At 44.0% G+C, this 19,476-nt stretch carries 22 protein-coding genes and 1 tRNA gene; 17 read left to right on the forward strand and 6 right to left on the reverse strand.

Annotated features, from left to right (window positions below; all coding sequences use genetic code 11):
- The first annotated feature begins 106 nt into the window (after positions 1 to 106).
- The 7 genes from INT76_RS00095 (at position 107) to INT76_RS00125 (ending at position 4,910) form a co-directional block, all read left to right on the forward strand.
- Positions 107 to 484 (forward strand): RidA family protein, encoded by a 378-nt coding sequence (locus tag INT76_RS00095; RefSeq protein WP_212570844.1) that lies wholly within the window; start codon positions 107 to 109, stop codon positions 482 to 484.
- A 32-nt stretch (positions 485 to 516) separates the two neighbouring features.
- Entirely contained in the window at positions 517 to 1,404 is an 888-nt protein-coding gene (gene rapZ, locus INT76_RS00100) for an RNase adapter RapZ (RefSeq protein ID WP_212570846.1), read from the forward strand.
- Complete coding sequence (locus tag INT76_RS00105; protein WP_212570849.1) at positions 1,401 to 2,375, forward strand: YvcK family protein; 975 nt, start codon at positions 1,401 to 1,403, stop codon at positions 2,373 to 2,375. The genes rapZ and INT76_RS00105 overlap by 4 nt, the downstream gene beginning before the upstream one ends.
- A complete protein-coding gene (whiA, locus tag INT76_RS00110) occupies positions 2,372 to 3,283 on the forward strand; it encodes a DNA-binding protein WhiA (RefSeq protein ID WP_212570858.1) in 912 nt (303 codons plus the stop codon). The genes INT76_RS00105 and whiA overlap by 4 nt, the downstream gene beginning before the upstream one ends.
- A 331-nt stretch (positions 3,284 to 3,614) precedes the next feature.
- Positions 3,615 to 3,962, forward strand: a complete 348-nt coding sequence (gene rplS, locus INT76_RS00115) for a 50S ribosomal protein L19 (RefSeq protein WP_212570860.1) — start codon at positions 3,615 to 3,617, stop codon at positions 3,960 to 3,962.
- A gap of 141 nt (positions 3,963 to 4,103) precedes the next feature.
- Positions 4,104 to 4,781, forward strand: coding sequence for a beta/alpha barrel domain-containing protein (locus INT76_RS00120; RefSeq protein ID WP_212570862.1), 678 nt, complete (start codon positions 4,104 to 4,106; stop codon positions 4,779 to 4,781).
- Between the two features lie 57 nt (positions 4,782 to 4,838).
- Positions 4,839 to 4,910 (forward strand) — tRNA-Arg (locus tag INT76_RS00125).
- Positions 4,911 to 4,966: 56 nt separating this feature from the next.
- Here INT76_RS00125 and crcB read toward each other — a convergent pair.
- The 5 genes from crcB to INT76_RS00150 all read right to left on the reverse strand — a co-directional run bounded on the left by crcB (position 4,967) and on the right by INT76_RS00150 (position 6,836).
- Positions 4,967 to 5,293, reverse strand: coding sequence for a fluoride efflux transporter CrcB (crcB, locus tag INT76_RS00130; RefSeq protein WP_212570864.1), 327 nt, complete (start codon positions 5,291 to 5,293; stop codon positions 4,967 to 4,969).
- A complete protein-coding gene (locus INT76_RS00135) occupies positions 5,290 to 5,682 on the reverse strand; it encodes a CrcB family protein (protein WP_212570874.1) in 393 nt (130 codons plus the stop codon). The genes crcB and INT76_RS00135 overlap by 4 nt, the downstream gene beginning before the upstream one ends.
- The gene (locus INT76_RS00140) at positions 5,666 to 5,953 is read right to left on the reverse strand and encodes a chorismate mutase (protein ID WP_212570876.1); all 288 of its coding nucleotides are present in this window, start codon (positions 5,951 to 5,953) and stop codon (positions 5,666 to 5,668) included. Before INT76_RS00140 ends, INT76_RS00135 begins: the two co-directional genes overlap by 17 nt.
- 59 nt (positions 5,954 to 6,012) lie before the next feature.
- On the reverse strand, positions 6,013 to 6,282 hold the full coding sequence (rpsN, locus tag INT76_RS00145) for a 30S ribosomal protein S14 (RefSeq protein ID WP_212570878.1): 270 nt from the start codon (positions 6,280 to 6,282) through the stop codon (positions 6,013 to 6,015).
- 101 nt (positions 6,283 to 6,383) lie between these two features.
- Positions 6,384 to 6,836, reverse strand: a complete 453-nt coding sequence (locus INT76_RS00150; RefSeq protein ID WP_212570880.1) for a flavodoxin — start codon at positions 6,834 to 6,836, stop codon at positions 6,384 to 6,386.
- Positions 6,837 to 6,955: 119 nt separating this feature from the next.
- On the opposite strand from INT76_RS00150, the gene INT76_RS00155 reads away from it, so the two are divergent.
- The 10 genes from INT76_RS00155 to pheT all read left to right on the forward strand — a co-directional run bounded on the left by INT76_RS00155 (position 6,956) and on the right by pheT (position 19,054).
- Positions 6,956 to 7,900: a DHH family phosphoesterase gene (locus INT76_RS00155; protein ID WP_212570882.1), complete on the forward strand. Its 945-nt coding sequence runs from the start codon at positions 6,956 to 6,958 to the stop codon at positions 7,898 to 7,900.
- Entirely contained in the window at positions 7,887 to 8,819 is a 933-nt protein-coding gene (locus INT76_RS00160; RefSeq protein WP_212570884.1) for an FAD:protein FMN transferase, read from the forward strand. The genes INT76_RS00155 and INT76_RS00160 overlap by 14 nt, the downstream gene beginning before the upstream one ends.
- A complete protein-coding gene (locus INT76_RS00165; RefSeq protein WP_212570886.1) occupies positions 8,816 to 8,974 on the forward strand; it encodes a hypothetical protein in 159 nt (52 codons plus the stop codon). Before INT76_RS00160 ends, INT76_RS00165 begins: the two co-directional genes overlap by 4 nt.
- Positions 8,975 to 9,076: 102 nt before the next feature.
- Entirely contained in the window at positions 9,077 to 9,319 is a 243-nt protein-coding gene (locus tag INT76_RS00170) for a type B 50S ribosomal protein L31 (protein WP_067091298.1), read from the forward strand.
- Between the two features lie 204 nt (positions 9,320 to 9,523).
- Positions 9,524 to 10,753, forward strand: coding sequence for an FtsW/RodA/SpoVE family cell cycle protein (locus INT76_RS00175; RefSeq protein WP_249116157.1), 1,230 nt, complete (start codon positions 9,524 to 9,526; stop codon positions 10,751 to 10,753).
- Positions 10,754 to 10,760: 7 nt separating this feature from the next.
- A complete protein-coding gene (locus tag INT76_RS00180; protein WP_212570890.1) occupies positions 10,761 to 11,306 on the forward strand; it encodes a DJ-1 family glyoxalase III in 546 nt (181 codons plus the stop codon).
- A gap of 121 nt (positions 11,307 to 11,427) precedes the next feature.
- Positions 11,428 to 13,380, forward strand: coding sequence for a DNA topoisomerase (ATP-hydrolyzing) subunit B (gene gyrB / locus INT76_RS00185; RefSeq protein WP_212570892.1), 1,953 nt, complete (start codon positions 11,428 to 11,430; stop codon positions 13,378 to 13,380).
- An 88-nt stretch (positions 13,381 to 13,468) separates the two neighbouring features.
- A complete protein-coding gene (gene ezrA / locus INT76_RS00190) occupies positions 13,469 to 15,193 on the forward strand; it encodes a septation ring formation regulator EzrA (RefSeq protein ID WP_212570894.1) in 1,725 nt (574 codons plus the stop codon).
- Between the two features lie 309 nt (positions 15,194 to 15,502).
- The gene (gene pheS, locus INT76_RS00195; protein ID WP_212570896.1) at positions 15,503 to 16,549 is read left to right on the forward strand and encodes a phenylalanine--tRNA ligase subunit alpha; all 1,047 of its coding nucleotides are present in this window, start codon (positions 15,503 to 15,505) and stop codon (positions 16,547 to 16,549) included.
- A gap of 105 nt (positions 16,550 to 16,654) precedes the next feature.
- Entirely contained in the window at positions 16,655 to 19,054 is a 2,400-nt protein-coding gene (gene pheT, locus INT76_RS00200; RefSeq protein WP_212570898.1) for a phenylalanine--tRNA ligase subunit beta, read from the forward strand.
- Positions 19,055 to 19,126: 72 nt separating this feature from the next.
- Here the strand turns inward: pheT and INT76_RS00205 are convergent, their stop codons facing one another.
- Positions 19,127 to 19,429 carry a hypothetical protein gene (locus INT76_RS00205; protein WP_212570900.1) on the reverse strand — a complete coding sequence of 101 codons (303 nt, stop codon included), beginning with the start codon at positions 19,427 to 19,429 and terminating at the stop codon, positions 19,127 to 19,129.
- Positions 19,430 to 19,476 lie beyond the last annotated feature (47 nt).

A 19,476-nucleotide genomic window follows, 5' to 3' on the forward strand; every position in this document is an offset into this window, starting at 1 on the left:
TTGTATACGAAAGCTAGCCAATAGGCTGGTTTTTCTTTCAGTCTGTTCGGAACTTGGCAGAAAGTGTGCTATAATGAAAGGAGAAAGTGAAAAGAGGTAAACGCTTATGAAAATCATCCATACAGAGAAAGCTCCGGCAGCAATTGGACCTTATGTACAGGGAAAGGTCGTTGGCAATCTGCTTTTTGCATCTGGTCAGGTTCCTTTATCACCTGAAACAGGAGAGGTTGTCGGCAGCACCATAGAAGAGCAAACCCAGCAAGTCTTGAAAAATATTGCAGCTATCTTAGAAGCAGCAGGTACTGACTTTGATCATGTCGTCAAAACGACCTGCTTCCTTAAGGATATGAACGATTTTGCAGCCTTCAACTCGGTCTATCAGACGGCCTTTTCGGGAGACTTCCCAGCTCGTTCAGCTGTTGAAGTAGCCCGTCTGCCTCGGGACGTCAAGATTGAGATTGAAGTGATTGCAGCAGTGGATTAGCCGTTGATGCGGTAAAATAGAAAGGAGATCCTATGACAAAAAAACTCCACCTTGTAATTGTGACTGGTATGTCTGGGGCCGGGAAGACCGTGGCTATCCAGTCTTTTGAGGACCTAGGTTATTTTACCATTGATAATATGCCCCCAACTCTTTTGCCTAAATTCCTAGAATTGATTCGCCACAGTCAGGACAACGATAAGATTGCCCTAGTGGTGGATATGCGGAGCCGTTCCTTCTTTTCTGAAATTAGGGCGGTGCTGGATGAGCTAGAATCAGCGGAGGATTTGGATTTCAAAATTCTTTTCCTAGACGCTACTGACAGCGAGTTGGTGGCACGCTATAAGGAAACCCGCCGCTCTCATCCTTTAGCAACTGATGGCCGTGTGTTGGACGGTATTCAGTTAGAGCGGGAGTTACTTGCGCCGCTTAAAAATATGAGCCAGAATGTGATTGATACGTCCGAATTGACTCCTCGGAATCTCCGAAAAGAGATTTCTGAACAATTTGCCAGCCATGACAATCAACCAGCCTTTCGGATTGAAGTCATTTCCTTTGGGTTCAAGTACGGTCTGCCTCTGGATGCAGATTTGGTTTTTGATGTACGCTTCTTGCCCAATCCCTACTATCAAGTTGAACTCCGTAATTTGACGGGGTTGGATCAGCCTGTGTTTGACTATGTGGTGAACCATGCTGAGTCAGAAGATTTTTACAGACACTTGTTGGGTCTGATTGAACCTATTTTGCCAGGCTACCAAAAGGAAGGGAAGTCTGTCTTGACCATCGCAATTGGTTGTACCGGCGGTCAGCATAGAAGCGTAGCTTTTGCCAAGCGCTTGGCAGATGATTTGGAAAAACAGTGGATTGTCAATCGCAGCCACCGTGACAAAGATAGACGAAAGGAAACTGTGAACCGTTCATGAGAAAACCAAGGATTACAGTCATAGGAGGTGGAACGGGTATTCCGGTTATCCTCAAAAGTCTAAGGGATAAAGACGTGGATATTACGGCTATTGTTACCGTTGCAGATGATGGAGGCTCTTCTGGAGAGATTCGGCAGGCCCTTCAGGTCACCCCGCCCGGTGATTTGCGCAATGTTCTTCTAGCCATGTCTGATATGCCTAAACTCTACGAGAAAATTTTTCAGTATCGCTTTGCTGAAACAGATGGCGCTCTTGCGGGTCATCCGCTAGGGAACTTGATTATTGCTGGGATTTCTGAGATGCAGGGGTCTACCTACAATGCCATGCGGTTATTGTCCACTTTTTTCCATACAACAGGAAAAATATACCCTTCCAGTGAAAATGCTTTGACGTTACACGCGGTCTTTGTAGACGGAACAGAGGTAGTGGGTGAGAGCAAGATTTCCAAACATCAGGGAATGATTGACCATGTGTATGTCACCAATTCCTACAACGATGAGGAACCGACAGCTAGCCGACAAGTTGTCGAAGCGATTATGAATAGTGATATGATTGTTTTAGGACCAGGCTCACTCTTCACCTCTATCTTACCCAATCTGATGATTTCAGAGATTGGCCAGGCTCTCAAAGAAACAAAAGCTGAGGTAACCTATGTCTGCAATATCATGACCCAGCGGGGAGAAACAGAATTCTTTAGCGATGCAGACCATGTGCGGGTTCTCAATGCCCATCTAGGAGCAAATTTTATCGATACGGTTTTGGTGAATATTGAACCTGTACCACAGGAATATATGAATACCCATCAATTTGATGAATATTTGGTACAAGTCAAGCATGATTTTGCTGGTTTACAAGAACAAGTGAAGCGTGTGATTTCATCCAATTTCTTGCGTTTGGAAAATGGCGGAGCTTTCCACGACGGCGATTTAGTTGTTGAGGAATTGCTCAGTATTATACAGGTGCGATCATGAGTTTCACGGTTCAGGTAAAAGAAGAAATTCTGGCTCAAGCTCAGCAACATAAAAGTGAATTGGCGGCCATTATCAAACTTTCAGGAAGTCTTGGGTTGGCTTTTGGAGGCTTGACCCTCTCCATTACGACTGAAAATGCGAAGATTGCTCGCCATATCTATGGCATGTTGTTGCAATTTTATCAGGTTAAAGCAGATATTCGTCACCACCAAAAGCCCAACTTGCGTAAAAATCGTGTCTACACAGTTTTTGTGGAAGAAGGGGTAAACACCATTCTCGATGACTTATATCTGGCTGATAGTTTTTTTGGTCTGGACACAGGAATTGCTCCGGCCATCCTCAGCAATGATAGCTGGAGTCAAGCCTATCTAAGAGGTGCATTTTTGGCCAGTGGTTCTATCAAGGATCCAGAAAAAGGCAAGTACCAGCTAGAAATCGCATCGGTTTATAGTGATCATGCTCAGGATTTAGCCAACTTGATGCAACAATTCCTTCTGGATGCTAAGGTTATTGAGCGTTCTAAGGGAACCATTACCTACCTGCAACGTGCAGAGGACATTATGGACTTTTTGTTGGTCATTGGCGCAGAAGAAGCTAAGACAGAGTTTGAGAATGTGAAGATTCTTCGCGAGGCGCGCAATGATCTCAATCGAGCTACCAATGCCGAGGCAGCCAACATTGCTCGTACAGTGACAGCCAGTATGAAAACCATTAACAATATCGCTAAAATTATGGAAACCATCGGTCTGGATCAACTTCCGGCCGATCTCCAAGAACTAGCTCAACTTCGTATCCAGCATCCTGACTATTCGATTCAACAGCTCGCTGAAAGTCTGACCGATCCCATTACCAAAAGTGGGGTCAACCATCGTCTTCGGAAAATCAATAAACTAGCAGATGATTTATAGACACGAAAACCGGCCCTTCACCAAAGAGCCGGTTTTCTAGGAGATGATAGGTGTGCCTCAAGAGAATGTGAGGCAGCTAGTGGTTGACTTTATCAACCGTGAAAAGAAGGTATGCTTTGCTTAAGCATAGGTCTAGTATAAGATACGATTCTTAAAAAAGACTAAAACAAAATGGTTTATTTGAATAAGAAAAATAACTTAAAACGATAATTTTCCTTTACATATTTCAGCTAATCTAGTATAATAGCTCTTGTGTGTAATGGACGCACAAAAATACAGTTTATCCGCTGGGTTTAAAAGCACCTATGATTGACAAAGATAGGAGAAAAAAATGAATCCATTGATCCAAAGTTTGACAGAAGGTCAACTTCGTACCGACATCCCTTCTTTCCGTCCTGGTGACACTGTTCGTGTTCACGCTAAGGTTGTGGAAGGAAGCCGTGAGCGTATCCAGATCTTTGAAGGGGTTGTAATCTCTCGTAAAGGTCAAGGTATCTCAGAAATGTACACTGTTCGTAAAATTTCTGGCGGTGTAGGTGTAGAACGTACTTTCCCAATCCACACTCCTCGTGTTGATAAGATTGAAGTTGTACGTTACGGTAAAGTACGTCGTGCTAAATTGTACTACTTGCGTGCATTGCAAGGTAAAGCTGCGCGTATCAAAGAAATCCGTCGTTAAGATCACATCGAAGAGCCTAGCTCAATAGATTGACTACGGTAGACACTCGCAAGAGTGTCTTTTTTCTATGGTGATTTCCAGCGACTTTGCAAGTTTCAATGAAATGTAGTAGAATAATCCTAATACGAGGGAGGACTGCTGATGGTTGAAGAAAAGAAAATTCCACGGGTTATGTCGGATTTGCGACAGGACATCGTAGAAGTGCCCAAAGTCATTAAAAAATGTTCAGGAATTCGGATCTACGGCCGGCGGATTCGGTCGATTTTATTTACAACAGATGTAGCGGTCATTGCCAATCATGATGCGGATGCTGTTTTAGCTGTCTATCCTTTTACTCCAAGTCCAGCCATCATCAAAAGTATCATGATGGTGGCTTCTGTTCCAGTCTTGGCAGGGGTAGGTGGTGGTCTGACGACTGGCTTACGTTCTGCCAATATGAGCCTCTTATCCGAGTCAGAGGGTGCTTATGCAGTAGTTGTCAATGGCCCAACTGACATAGATACCATCGCAGAAATCAATAAGGTTGCGGATATTCCGATTATTTACACCGTTGTTTCTGAAAAAGCAGATTTAGCCTCCAGAATTCAGGCAGGAGTGGATATTTTAAATGTAAGCTGTGGACCTGACACACCTAGGGTTGTTAAACATATTCGTGAGGACTTCCCTGACTTTCCTATTATTGCAACAGGTGGGCCTACTGAAGAAAGTATTCTTCAGGTCATTGAGGCTGGTGCCAATGCAGTGACCTACACTGCTCCGAGCAATGCAGAGCTTTTTAAAGAAAAAATGACCAAGTACCGCAAGTATTTTGAAGACTAAGTACCCTCATTTTTTCTCTTGCAATCTTTGCCCGTCTGCGATACAATAAATGCAGACCTTCCCTTAGTTAAATGGATATAACAAATTCCTCCTAAGAATTAGTTGCAGGTTCGATTCCTGCAGGGGAGATAGAATATGAAGAAAACCCTTGAAAACTCAATGTTTTCAAGGGTTTTAGCTTCTGCTTACAGTGTCAAACCGAGCCAGACAAGTAATAGTCCGCCGCCGTAAGTTAGGCAGAAGTAAAGGGTGAACCATTTTTTATGAGGGAATAATCGAATCAGTTCGTAATTGAGGGTCGAGTAGGTACCGAGTCCGCCTAGAAAACCGGCAGCCAGAATGGGATAGAGTTGGCTCTCAGCAGAAAAACGGTAGAAAAAGCCGGCCAGGAAACAGGTGCTGAGATTGATTAGTAGGGTACCTAATGGCAATTTTTTTTGGTTAAGATGGCCCAGGGCATAGCGAAACAGCGCTCCTAGACCGCAGAAGAATCCTATGAAAACTAGAGTCATTTCCCGGCATTCTCCTTTTTATGAGCAGATTCGTAGGCGAAAAAAGCCACAGCCAGTCCGCCAGGTAGATAGATGAAAAGCAAGAAGCCAAATAGCGTGAAATCTCCTGCTTGAAGGCTAAGGACCATATCAAGCAAGGGACTTGCCAAAGTAGTTAAGCCACCCAAAAATCCAACTCCGAGTCCTGTTAGAAGGGTAGGAGAGCAATTACGCTGAGGGAGATAAGATTTAACAAAATAGGTCAAGAGAAATACTCCAACCAGATTGATGATGATTAAGGGCCATGAAAGTCCTGTCAACGATGGAAAGGTTTGAGTGAGCAGGTAGCGAAGTATGCCAGCTAAAGCCGCTAAAAGAAAAACGAGAAAGGGCTCAGTCAAGCGTTTCATGTGTCCGCTCCAATTGACTGGTTTGATAGGCGCGTGATTGAGCCATGATATCTGAAAAAGTGGCGACAATAGTGGCCCGATAGTCGTCTGAAACAACTCGATCTGCGACTTTTTTCAAGACTTCTTTTTCCCGTTGGTTGTCCAAAACAGCCTTTCCATGAGTCTTTTTATAGGCGGTGACCTGACTAACCAGTTCCATTCGCTGCTCCAAAAGCTTCACTAACTGACTGTCCACTAAATCAATTTCTTGACGGATTGTTTCTAAATTCATAAGCGAACCTCCATTTGTTCTGTGTTAAGTATAGCAAAAAAGAGAGTGGAATGCACTCTCTACCAGCTAGCTTTTTTTACACCAGGAATTTGCCCCTTATGGGCAAGCTGGCGGAAGTTGATGCGACTAAGGCCAAATTTTCTCATATAAGCATGAGGGCGACCGTCTAATACATCTCGGTTTTTCAGTCGATTGGGATTGGAATCACGAGGAAGTTTCCGAAGAGCTTCGTAGTTTCCTTCTTTTTTGAGTTGCCGCCGCAGGTCGGCATATCGTTCGATGAGCTGTACTTGTTTTTGATAACGGGCGATTTTTGATTTTTTTGCCATAGTTTCTCCTTTACTAGATAAAAAACTTAACTAGTTAATTATATAGTTTTTTCTACGTTTTGGCAAGAAAAAACCAGCAATCTATTGATTGCTGGTGAGGTTTATCCAAGTTTTGCGACCAAATCAGTAGCGAATTGCTCCAGACGAATGATGTCTTCATCTTCAGCAGCCAAGTCAACTTTGACATTTTCTGCCCCCTTAGTAGCTCCACGCGAAGAGAGCATAAGATCAAAATCATCCACGGCACTACAAAAGTCATCGTAGAAGGTATCTCCTGAACCGCAGACTCCGTAGACTTTTCCAGTTAGGTCAAGGTCTGCCAAGTCAGTATAAAAATCAACGATTTCGTCAGGAAGTTCACCATCTCCTCCGTAAGAGTAAGTGTAGGTCGCAACAACAATGATGTCTGCTTCTAAAATTTCTTCTGTTTCGATTGTAGTACATTCATCGTTATGGACTTCAAGTCCAAGTTCCTGCAATTTATTTGCGACAATATCTGCGATTTCTTCCGTATTTCCCGTCATACTAGCGTAGACAATTTTTGCTAGTGCCATAGTTTCCTCCAAAATATAGATGATGGGTCTAGTATACCATAATCTCAATAATTTGCAAAAGGCCAAAGAGCTATCAAAAGCGCCCTCTTTGTGTTAAAATGGTTCAAAGGAGATTACCCATGAACGATTATAGTAAGATTTTAAAGACCATTCAGAAATTTGAGACCATCATCATCCATCGTCATGTTCGTCCTGATCCTGATGCTTTGGGAAGTCAGGTTGGGCTTCAAAAGCTCTTACAGTACAATTATCCAAGTAAACGGATATTGGTGACAGGGATTGACGAACCGAGTTTAGGTTGGCTCAGCAAGATGGATGAAGTTAAGGAGGAGGACTATCAGGGAGCTTTGGTCATTGTCACTGACACGGCTAATAAGGAGCGGATTGATGACCAACGTTACTTGCTGGGAGCTCAACTGATAAAAATCGATCATCATCCTAACGATGAACCGTATGGAGATATAGTGTGGGTGGACACAACTGCCAGCTCTTGCAGCGAGATGATTGCTCGCTTTGCTTTTGATCATGACTTAGAAGTGACCCCAGAGATAGCCTTTTTACTCTATGCAGGTATTTTAGGGGATACAGGGCGTTTCCTTTATCCTTCAACCACGGCTAAAACCTTTGATGTGGCTGGTCGCTTGCGTCAATATGATTTTGACTTTGCAGGTTTGTCCCGTCGGATGGATAGTATGGACTATCGAATTGCTAAACTGACGGGCTACGTCTATGACCATTTAGAGGTTGATCAGAATGGAGCAGCCCGTGTCATTCTCAGTCAAGAAACCCTAGCGGCTTATCAGGTAACGGATGCAGATACGTCGGCGATTGTTCCGGCACCTGGACGGATTGATGCTGTGCAGACCTGGGCTGTTTTTGTTGAGCAAAAAGACGGTTCTTATCGTGTTCGCTTGCGCAGCAAGGTCGTTCCAATCAATACAATTGCCAAAGGACATGGCGGCGGCGGGCATCCCTTGGCGAGCGGAGCAAATTCCTACTCCCTAGCCGAAAACGATGCGATATATCAGGAAATCCAAGAGGTAGTGGCCAATGCAGTCAAGTAGTCGTAGTCTTCGTCTGATGGGAACCGTCATTGAAACCAAAATTTGGCATGACCAGCCAGAGCCCATTTTGGATCAAGTGGAAGAATTGCTTTATCTCTATAAGAATCGTTTCTCAGCTAATGATTTAACCTCTGAGCTGATGGAGGTCAATCTGAATGCAGGAGTTCAGGCTGTTCCTGTGGCCGAGGATCTGTATGAGTTGATTGCCTTGGGAAAGCAGCATAGTTGTGCTTCGGGCAGTTATCTCAATATCACCATAGGCCCCTTGGTACAGGCTTGGCGAATTGGTTTTAAAGATGCTCGTTTGCCCGATCAGGCGACCATTGATGAAAAATTGCAACTCATTCGTCCTCAGGATATTGAAATGGATCCTGAGGAGGGGTTGGTCTATCTCAAAAAAGAGGGCATGGCGATTGACTTGGGTGCCTTAGCTAAGGGCTATGTAGCGGATAAGATTGTCGATTTTCTCAAGAGGATGGGGGTGGCATCTGGTCTGATCAATCTTGGAGGGAATGTTCTGACTTTTGGGGCAGCCCAACATAATGAGGATGGATTGTGGAAGATAGGAATTCAGCACCCGCGTTTACCGCGTGGGAATAATGTAGCTGTTCTGGCGTTAGAACAGGGATCTGTTGTCACTTCAGGAATCTATGAACGAACCCTAGAAGTGAATGGAAACACCTATCACCATATCTTGGATCCGACGACTGGTTATCCGATTCAGTCAGACTTGGCTAGCTTGACCATTGTTTCTGACAAGTCGGTGGATGGCGAAATCTGGACAAGTCGCTTATTTGGGCAGTCACTGACAGACATCTACCAGACAGTTCTTGACCACGATGGTTTAGAAGCGATTATCCTAACAATCGACAACCAAATGATTATTACCCCAGGTCTTAGAGAAAGAGTGATTGTATGAGTGCGAAAAGGAACGAACTACCAGAAATGGAGCGGATTTCTCTGATGGCAAGAGATGGTCTTCAAGCGCCGACTGATACAGACTCTGGGGCATCAGAAGGCGGTTTTGGCTCGCGCATTATGACAGATGCAGACTCGGGAGCTTCTGTCCAATAAAAGATAAAGAAATTACTTGCAAAACAAGAAAATTCTTGGTATACTATACGAGTTATAATCTATGGCTCGGAAAGAGACCATGGCAGAAAGGAATTTTTTAAAATGAAAAAGGATATCCATCCAGAATATCGCACAGTTGTCTTCATGGACACTACAACAGGCTATAAGTTCCTTAGCGGTTCTACAAAGAACTCTAAAGAAACTATCGAATTTGAAGGTGAAACTTACCCATTGATCCGTGTGGAAATTTCATCTGACTCACACCCATTCTACACTGGACGTCAAAAGTTCACTCAAGCAGATGGACGTGTGGATCGTTTCAACAAAAAATACGGTCTCAAATAAGCAGTTGGCAGCCCCTAAGCGGGCTGTTTTTTCATGTTTTAAACGTGGAGAAGTTGATGCTAGAAAAGATTGGTTAATAGGCAGATGGATATGTTGGGAAAAACGGTAGAATTTTCTTCCCTTTCTAGTTCAAAAAGATGCCAGATTTTGCTATAATGTGAGAATACAGTATGTGATGTGTTTTGAGAAAGTATGAGGTTGACAATGTTTAAAAATAGAAGCTCGGTTGATAGCCGAATTGATTATTCTCTGATTTTGCCTGTCTTTTTTTTGTTGCTGATTGGAATTGTGGCGGTTTACATCGCTGTCAGTCAGGACTATCCAGATCTTGTTGCCCAAATTGTCGGGCAGCAGTTGATGTGGGTGGTAGTGGGGATTATCTCAGCCTTTTTAGTTATGTTTTTTAGTACCGAGTTTCTCTGGAAAGCAACGCCGTTTTTATATGTGTTCGGACTCGGTTTGATGGTTCTGCCGCTTTTCTTTTATAGTCCAGAATTGGTGGCTTCGACAGGGGCTAAAAACTGGGTGACTATCGGTGGGATGACCCTCTTTCAGCCTTCTGAATTTATGAAAATTTCCTACATCCTCATGATGGCACGCGTAATTGTTACCTTTCATAAACGCTATCCCAAGAGGGAACTCAGACACGATTTTCTTTTGATTGGTCTGTTGGGGCTATGCACCCTGCCGGTATTGGTTTTGTTGGGCTTACAGAGCGACTTGGGAACCTCCCTTGTCTTTGTAGCCATCTTTGGAGGAATGGTTCTCTTGTCAGGAGTTTCGTGGAAAATTCTCCTTCCGACAGTCACTGTTGGTCTGGCCCTTGTCAGTGGTTTCATGCTCCTGTTTGTTTCACCGGGAGGAACGGCCTTCTTGCATGACTTGGGCATGGATACCTATCAGATCAACCGGATTTCGGCATGGTTGGATCCTTTTAAAAATGCCCAGTCAACGACCTATCAACAAGCTCAAAGTTTAATTGCTATTGGTAGCGGAGGCTTGACAGGCCTTGGTTTCAACAAGACCAATCTTCTCGTTCCTGTTCGAGAGAGTGATATGATTTTTACTGTTATCGGTGAGGATTTTGGCTTTGTAGGAGGCTGTTTGCTCATTGGATTGTATACTTTGATGATCTATCGGATGTTGCGGATTACGCTTAAATCCAACAATCGATTCTACACCTATATTTCAACAGGTTATATCATGATGGTACTTTTCCATGTCTTTGAAAATATAGGTGCAGCAACAGGTGTCTTGCCTTTGACAGGGATTCCTCTTCCGTTTATTTCCCAAGGGGGGTCTTCGATGGTGGCCAATTTGATTGGCGTCGGCTTAGTCTTATCCATGAGCTACCAATATACACTCTCAAAGGAGAAGCGCAATACTCAATCTCGTTCCTATAAAAAGATAAGCATCAAACGTGTAGAAAGGTAGGAATATTATGGCAAAAGTAGCAGTTTTGTTGGCCGAGGGTTTTGAAGAAATTGAGGCATTGACCCCGGTTGATGTCTTGCGTCGAGCTGATATGGAAGTGAGCATTTTAGGCTTGACGGATTTGGAGGTAACAGGTTCTCATGGAATAAAAGTTGTAGCTGATGGGGTTTTTGGTGGCGACCTCTCACCTTATGATTTAGTCATCCTTCCTGGAGGCATGCCTGGTTCTACAAATCTCAGAGATCATACGGGCTTGATAACTGCCTTGCAGTCATCCTACTCATCTGGTAAGTTGCTGGCGGCGATTTGTGCGGCCCCTATTGTATTAGAGCGTGCAGGATTTTTAGCAGACCGTCAGTTTACTTGCTATCCGGGAATTGAAAATCAGATTGAAGCTGGCCACCATCAAGAAACAGCAGTAGTTGTCGACGGGCAGATTATAACTAGTCGCGGAGCAGGGACAAGTTTAGACTTTGCCTACCGCTTGGTGGATCTGCTAGGAGGAGATGGTACAAGCCTCGCTCAGTCCATGGTTTACAAGAGAAAAAGCTAATATTAAAAAAAGGAGTCAACTTACACCTGTATGGCTCCCTTTTTTGTGGGATTTTTGTGAAAAATATGATATAATGAGGGGTATTAGTTAGACTAGTTTATTACTGGAAAAAGGAAGAAAAATGACAGAAGAAATCAAAGATTTACAAGAAAAAGCGCAAGAGTATGATGCCAGTCAGATTCAGGTTCTAGAAGGATTGGAAGCGGTTCGGATGCGTCCAGGGATGTATATCGGCTCCACCGCAAAAGAAGGTCTGCACCATTTGGTCTGGGAAATTGTCGATAACTCCATTGATGAGGCTTTAGCAGGGTTTGCCAGCCAAATCCAAGTCTACATCGAACCGGACAACTCTATTACTGTTGTGGACAATGGTCGGGGAATCCCTGTTGATATTCAGGAAAAAACCGGCCGTCCAGCCGTAGAAACCGTCTTTACCGTCCTACACGCTGGAGGAAAATTTGGCGGAGGTGGCTACAAGGTTTCAGGTGGTCTTCACGGCGTTGGCTCGTCGGTTGTTAATGCTTTATCTACTCAGCTGGATGTGCATGTGCACAAGAACGGTCAGATTTATTTCCAAGAATATCGCCGTGGTGATGTCGTAGCAGATTTGGCTGTTATCGGTGAAACAGATCGAACAGGAACAACTGTTCACTTTACACCAGATCCTGAAATCTTCACGGAAACTACGGAGTTTGACTTTGCCAAGCTCAATAAGCGGATTCAGGAATTGGCCTTTCTAAACAGAGGTTTGCATCTGTCCATTACAGACAAGCGTGAGGGATTGGAACAAACCAAGGAGTATCATTACGAGGGAGGAATCGCCTCCTATGTTGAATACCTCAATGAAAATAAGGATGTTATCTTTGAAACCCCAATCTACACAGAGGGGGAAATGGATGAAATAACGGTGGAAGTGGCCATGCAGTACACCACCAGCTACCACGAAAATGTGATTAGTTTTGCCAATAATATCCATACCCATGAAGGTGGTACTCACGAGCAAGGTTTTCGTACAGCCCTGACGCGGGTGATTAACGACTATGCTAAGAAGAATAAGATTCTCAAAGAGAATGAGGAGAATTTGACAGGAGAAGATGTCCGTGAAGGCTTGACTGCTGTTATCTCTGTAAAACACCCTAACCCACAGTTTGAAGGTCAGACCAAGACCAAATTGGGGAACAGCGAGGTTGTCAAAATTACCAACCGCCTGTTCTCAGAAGCCTTTTCAGAGTTTCTGCTGGAAAATCCACAGATTGCCCGTCGAATTGTTGAAAAAGGTATCTTAGCTAGCAAGGCTCGTATCGCAGCTAAACGGGCTCGTGAGGTGACCCGTAAAAAATCCGGTTTGGAAATTTCCAACCTTCCTGGAAAATTGGCAGATTGTTCTTCTAATGACCCAAGCCAAACAGAACTCTTCATCGTAGAGGGGGATTCTGCGGGCGGTTCAGCTAAATCTGGCCGTAACCGTGAGTTTCAGGCTATTCTTCCTATTCGTGGTAAAATCCTCAATGTCGAAAAGGCGACCATGGATAAGATTCTGGCTAACGAGGAAATTAGAAGCCTCTTTACTGCAATGGGAACAGGATTTGGTGCAGACTTTGATGTCAGCAAGGCTCGCTACCAAAAATTGGTCATCATGACGGATGCCGATGTGGATGGAGCCCACATCCGAACCCTCCTATTAACTCTCTTTTATCGCTATATGCGTCCAATCGTAGAGGCGGGGTATGTTTATATTGCCCAGCCACCAATTTATGGTGTCAAGGTCGGCAGCGACATCAAAGAGTATATCCAGCCGGGAGCCAATCAAGAGCAAGAATTACAGGCTGCCTTAGAAAGACACAGCCAAGGTCGCTCAAAACCAACCATTCAGCGCTACAAAGGTCTGGGGGAAATGGATGATCACCAGCTGTGGGAAACAACCATGAACCCTGAAAACCGTCTGATGGCGCGTGTTTCGGTGGATGACGCGGCAGAAGCAGACAAGATTTTTGATATGCTGATGGGCGATAAGGTAGAACCGCGTCGAGAGTTTATCGAAGAAAATGCTGTTTATTCAACACTTGATGTCTAAAAACTAAAAAAACAAGTGCATACACTAGAAAAGTATGGTATAATTAAGCGATATTTTCTAGTAATTACTATTTTCTAAGGAGATTTACATGTCTAACGGAACAATCATTCTAATAGTTGCGATTGTTGTGATCTTAATTATTGCCTATATAGCCTGTCTGATCGTTCGCAAGCGCAACGACAAACTTCTGGTTGCCTTGGAAGAGCGCAAGGAGGAACTCTTTAACTTACCAGTAAACGATGAAGTTGAAGCTGTAAAAGCTCTTCATTTGATTGGTCAGAGTCAGGTGTCTTTCCGTGAATGGAACCAAAAATGGGTTGACCTTTCTCTCAATTCTTTTGCGGATATTGAAAATCACATTTTTGAAGCTGAAGGATACAACAATTCCTTCCGCTTCATCAGTGCAAAGAATGCTATCGGCAGTATCGAAAGCCAGATTGACCTGATTGAAGAGGACATTGCAGCTATTCGTAGTGGCTTGACAGAATTGAAAGAGCAAGAGCAGAAGAACTCTGGTCGTGTAAAACATGCCTTGGATCTCTTTGATGCTCTCCAAGAATCAGTCCGTGAAAAATCTGAAACTTACGGTGAAACTTTGCCTGAGCTGGAAAAACAACTGAAGAATATCGAAGTTGAGTTTTCAGAATTTGTCATGCTGAACTCTTCTGGTGACCCGATTGAAGCATCTGAAATTCTGGATAAGACAGAAGAACACCTCATCGCCCTTAACCAGATTATGGATCGCATTCCTGGACTGATTGAGAAAGTCAACCATTCCTTCCCAGAACAGTTGGAAGATTTGGAAGCTGGTTACAGAAAGTTAGTTGAGCAAAACTATCTCTTCACTGAGGGCAATATCGAAGCTCGCTTCCAAGAAATTCGAGTAGCTATTCGTGAGAACACAGCCTTGATCGTATCGTTTGATTTGGATGCAGCAGCAGCTGAGAACGAGCAGATTCAAGCGAAAATCGACCACCTTTATAAGGTCTTTACTCGTGAAATTGAAGCGCATCGTGCAACTCTTAAAATCAGTAAGACTTTGCCAAAATTCTTAGAGCATGTTGCTAAGAATACCAAGGTCTTAACAGAAGAGGCAGAGCGTCTTAATACTTCCTACATCCTAGCTGACAGTAAATTGTCACGCATCAATCAGTTGTCTAACCGAATTTCCTCGCTTGAACTTGTAGTACAAGAAGGAATCGAAGAGTTAGATGCACCACAGGTTGCCTACTCAATCCTAGAAGAACGCTTGGATCACGCGCTCCTTACATTGAAAGAGATGGAAGAAGAGCAGTTGGTTCTGGCAGATTACTTGAAATCACAGGAATCTTCTGAAGCAGCAGCTCGCAAGAAAGCGGCTCTCTACATCAACAAACTGCATACCCTCAAGCGTTATATGGAAAAACGCAATCTGCCTGGTATTCCGGAAGAATTTCTATCAACCTTCTTCCGTACCAGTGGCCATGTAGAGGCCTTGATTGCAGAATTGGACTACAAGCGCATCAACATTGAAATTGTGAATCGTGTCTTGGAAAATGCGACTTATGATATGAACGAACTGGAAGAAATTGCTTACCTCATCGTTCAAAATGCAACCTTGACAGAACAGCTGTTGCAATACTCAAACCGTTACCGCTCCTTCGATAGCAATATTCAAAAAGCCTTTAACCGTGCTTTGACTATTTTTGAGAAAGAGTACGACTACCAAGCGGCCTTTGAAGAAATTTCATTTGCCTTGGAAACAGTTGAGCCAGGAGTAACAGAGCGTTTTGTTCGTTCCTATGAAAAAACACGGGAAACCATTCGCTACTAATCCATTAGAAGAGAAATAAACAGATTAGCTTTCTAGCTAGTCTGTTTTTTTACAAGAAGATTTCTTGCCAAACGCTTTCCTTTTTGATAGAATATTCTTAATTGAATAGGAATCTGTGAGACTAGTATGCCTATGGAAACTGTCTAGGGAGTTTGGCCGTGACTGCAAGCCAAACCAGTGAAAGTTGGTTGAATTCACTCACTCAAAGGTTCATAAATAAGGTCTGCATTGCAGATGAAAACGGATGGTACCGCGTGACAACGCTCCGATATGAGTGGTGTCATGCGTTTTTTTATTTTTGGAGGAACTATGTCAAACATTGAACAACAGTTGGCTGAATTGAGCCAAAGCACACTTGAAAAATTAAAAGAAATCCAGCACCAAAGTGAAAAAGAGTTGCAAGAATTGCGCGTGGCTGTTTTGGGTAAAAAAGGCTCGCTGACAGACTTACTTAAAGGATTGAAAGACCTGTCAAATGAGATGAAACCAATTGTCGGAAAACAAGTCAATGAAGTCCGTGATGTTCTGACAGCTGCATTTGAAGAAACAGCGCAGAAAGTAGCAGAAGAAAAGATTAAAAAGCAATTAGCTTCAGAAACGATTGACGTAACCTTGCCAGGTCGCGAAGTGAAAGTTGGACGTCGCCATGTGTTGACCCAAACTTCTGAAGAAATCGAAGATATTTTCCTGGGTATGGGATTCCAGATTGTGGACGGATTTGAAGTAGAGAAGGACTACTATAACTTTGAGCGCATGAACTTACCAAAAGATCATCCAGCCCGCGATATGCAAGATACCTTCTATATCACCGAGGAAATCCTCATGCGGACGCATACCAGTCCAGTTCAGGCCAGAACCATGGATCAGCATGACTTTTCAAAAGGAGCCCTCAAGATGATCTCTCCAGGTCGCGTTTTCCGTAGGGATACAGATGATGCGACTCATAGCCACCAGTTCCACCAGATTGAAGGTCTGGTTGTCGGTGAAAATGTATCTATGGGTGATCTCAAAGGAACCCTTGAGATGATTATCAAAAAAATGTTTGGCGAAGAGCGCCAAATTCGTCTGCGCCCATCCTATTTCCCATTCACAGAGCCTTCTGTTGAGGTTGACGTTTCCTGCTTCAAATGTGGCGGTGACGGATGTAATGTTTGTAAGAAGACTGGTTGGATTGAGATTTTGGGAGCCGGTATGGTTCACCCTCATGTTCTTGAGATGAGCGGCATTGATGCGACCAAATACTCAGGTTTTGCCTTTGGTCTTGGTCAAGAGCGGATTGCCATGCTGCGCTACGGTATCAACGACATCCGTGGTTTCTATCAAGGTGACAGCAGATTTTCAGAGCAATTCAAGTAATGCAACCAAAGTCCATCTGCTTTCCAATCAAGATGCTTGTATGGTTAGCGACAAATGGAAGAGTGATGGGTTGATGAGAAAGCCACTCAGGAAGAAAGGATAAAGATGTTAGTAAGTTATAAATGGTTAAAACAACTGGTTGACTTTGATGGGACCAGTCAAGAATTGGCAGATAAAATGTCTACAACGGGTATCGAGGTAGAAGGAATTGAACAAAAAAGTGCAGCCCTGTCCAAATTAGTGGTCGGAGAGGTTCTATCTACCGAAAAAGTACCAGATACCCATCTGACGGTGTGTCAGGTAAATGTTGGTGATGAAGTGAATCAAATTGTCTGCGGTGCGCCTAATATTAAGGCAGGAATCAAGGTTATTGTGGCTCTTCCAGGCGCTCGTATTGCAGACAACTACAAGATTAAAAAAGGGAAAATTCGTGGCTTTGAATCCTTGGGGATGATTTGCTCACTCGGTGAAATCGGACTTTCTGACTCAGTAGTACCAAAGGTCTACGCAGACGGAATTTACTATTTACCTCAAGACGCGGTTGTCGGTCAGCCAGTTTTCTCCTATCTGGACTTGGACGACGAGATAATCGAGTTGTCCATTACACCCAACCGAGCGGACGCTCTTTCAATGCGTGGGGTGGCTCATGAAGTAGCCGCTATCTACGACAGCAAAGTCAACTTCCAGCCTGTGGCCTTGGATGAAAGCGACAAGAAAGCTAGCGATGTGATTGAAGTGGCAATCGAGTCGGACAAGGTGGCGACCTACACTGCGCGTGTTATTGAAAATGTCACCATCGCACCGAGTCCTCAGTGGCTACAAAATCTCCTGATGAATGCTGGTATTCGCCCACTCAACAATGTGGTGGACATTACCAACTATATCTTACTCTACTTCGGCCAGCCGATGCACGCCTTTGACTTGGATAAGTTTGAGGACAAGAAGATTGTTGCCCGCCAAGCAAGAGAAGGAGAAAAATTGGTCACTCTTGATGCGGAAGAACGTGATCTGATTGAGGAAGACATCGTTATCTCTGTTGCCGATAAGGCGGTTGCGCTTGGTGGTGTTATGGGGGGAGCTGATACCGAAATTGACAACTCCTCAAAAAATATCGTCCTAGAAGCTGCGCTCTTTGATGGCAAGTCTATCCGCAAAACATCTAGCCGCCTCAATCTTCGTTCAGAATCGTCCTCTCGCTTTGAGAAAGGAATTAACCTTGCGACTTTGACAGAGGCAATGGACACAGCAGCCGCTATGATTGCCGATTTAGCTGGCGGTCAGGTGCTGTCTGGCATCGTTTCTGCAGGTACGGTTGATACTTCTGATGTAGCCGTTTCAGCTAGTCTTGACTATGTTAACCGCTCTTTGGGCACCAATCTAGATTACGCTCAAATCGCTGACATTTTCCGTCGTTTAGGTATGGAAATAACTGGCGATGCAAGTCAGTTTACAGTAGCAGTACCGCGCCGTCGTTGGGATATTCGGATTCCAGCTGACTTAGTGGAAGAAATCGCCCGCATTTATGGCTACAACAACTTGCCAACGACCCTTCCAAAAGAGGATGGAACCGCAGGTGAGTTGACCCAAACACAACAAATCCGTCGTCAGATTCGGAGTTTAGCTGAAGGTGCAGGATTGACAGAAATTATTTCCTACGCCTTGACCACTCCTGAAAAAGCAGTTGCCTTTACGCCTTGTCCAACCGCAGTGACAGAACTCATGTGGCCAATGACAGTTGACCGCTCAGCCCTTCGTCAGAATATGGTAGCAGGCATGCTTGAAACAGTAGCCTACAATGTAGCTCGGAAAAACAAGAACCTCGCCCTTTATGAGGTTGGGAAAGTCTTTGAACAGTCTGGTAACCCAAAAGAAGACCTGCCTCAGGAGATCAACAAGTTTGCCCTTGCTCTAACAGGTTTGGTAGCGGAAAAGGACTTCCAAACAGCAGCGGTAGCAATTGACTTCTTCCATGCCAAAGGTATTTTGGAAGCTATCTTTGACAAATACAACCTAGCCGTGACCTATCAAGCAACTAGTGAAATGGAGAATCTTCACCCAGGACGGACGGCCCACATCATGTTGGATGGCCAAGTAATCGGCTTTGTCGGACAAGTCCATCCTCAAACCGCCAAAGAGTACGGTATCCCTGAAACCTATGTAGCTGAAATCAATTTGGATGCCATCGAAGCAGCCCTCAAACCTGCAGCACCATTTAGTGAAATCTCTAAATTCCCTGCAGTTAGCCGAGATATAGCTCTGCTTTTGGACATCCATACCAAACATCAAGATGTCCTAGATGCGATTGCTAGTGCCGGTGTTAAACGCCTGACAAATGTAACGCTCTTTGATGTCTACACAGGTAGCAATATCGCTCCGGATAAGAAATCAATGGCCTACAATCTGACCTTCCAAAATCCATCAGACAGCCTGACAGATGAAGAAGTTGCCAAGTATATGGATAAGATTGGACGCTCCTTGGAGCAGCTTGGTGCCGAAATTCGTTAAGTTTTCAGTTTCTTAAATCCAGACAGTTAAGTAAAAGGAGATGACCGCGGTCATCTCCTTTTACAGAATAAATTACAAGATAAAGGGTTCTATCGTCAATTCAACGTGGTCTCCGTACTTGGCGAGTAAATCGTCAGCCAAGGGATGGTAGAGTTCTCGAAGGACTTCAATTTTATCCGGAAACTGCTTGCCGATATAGTCAAATTTGCATTCGATGGTCAAAAAGAGCTGATGAAAGAGGGCGTTTATTTCTTCCAAACGAGCCAGCATTTCCTCATCGTCTTTCAAAAAATCAGGGATTTCTGTGCGATTATCAACAAAACCGTCAACTAATTTAACAGGGAAAGACCCGTACTCTAGGACAAATTCGTACATAGTTGTTCTCCTTTTTGCTTCTTAGCAATATTGTAGCACAGTTTTTT

Source organism: Streptococcus oriscaviae, from assembly GCF_018137985.1.
Lineage (GTDB): Bacteria > Bacillota > Bacilli > Lactobacillales > Streptococcaceae > Streptococcus > Streptococcus oriscaviae.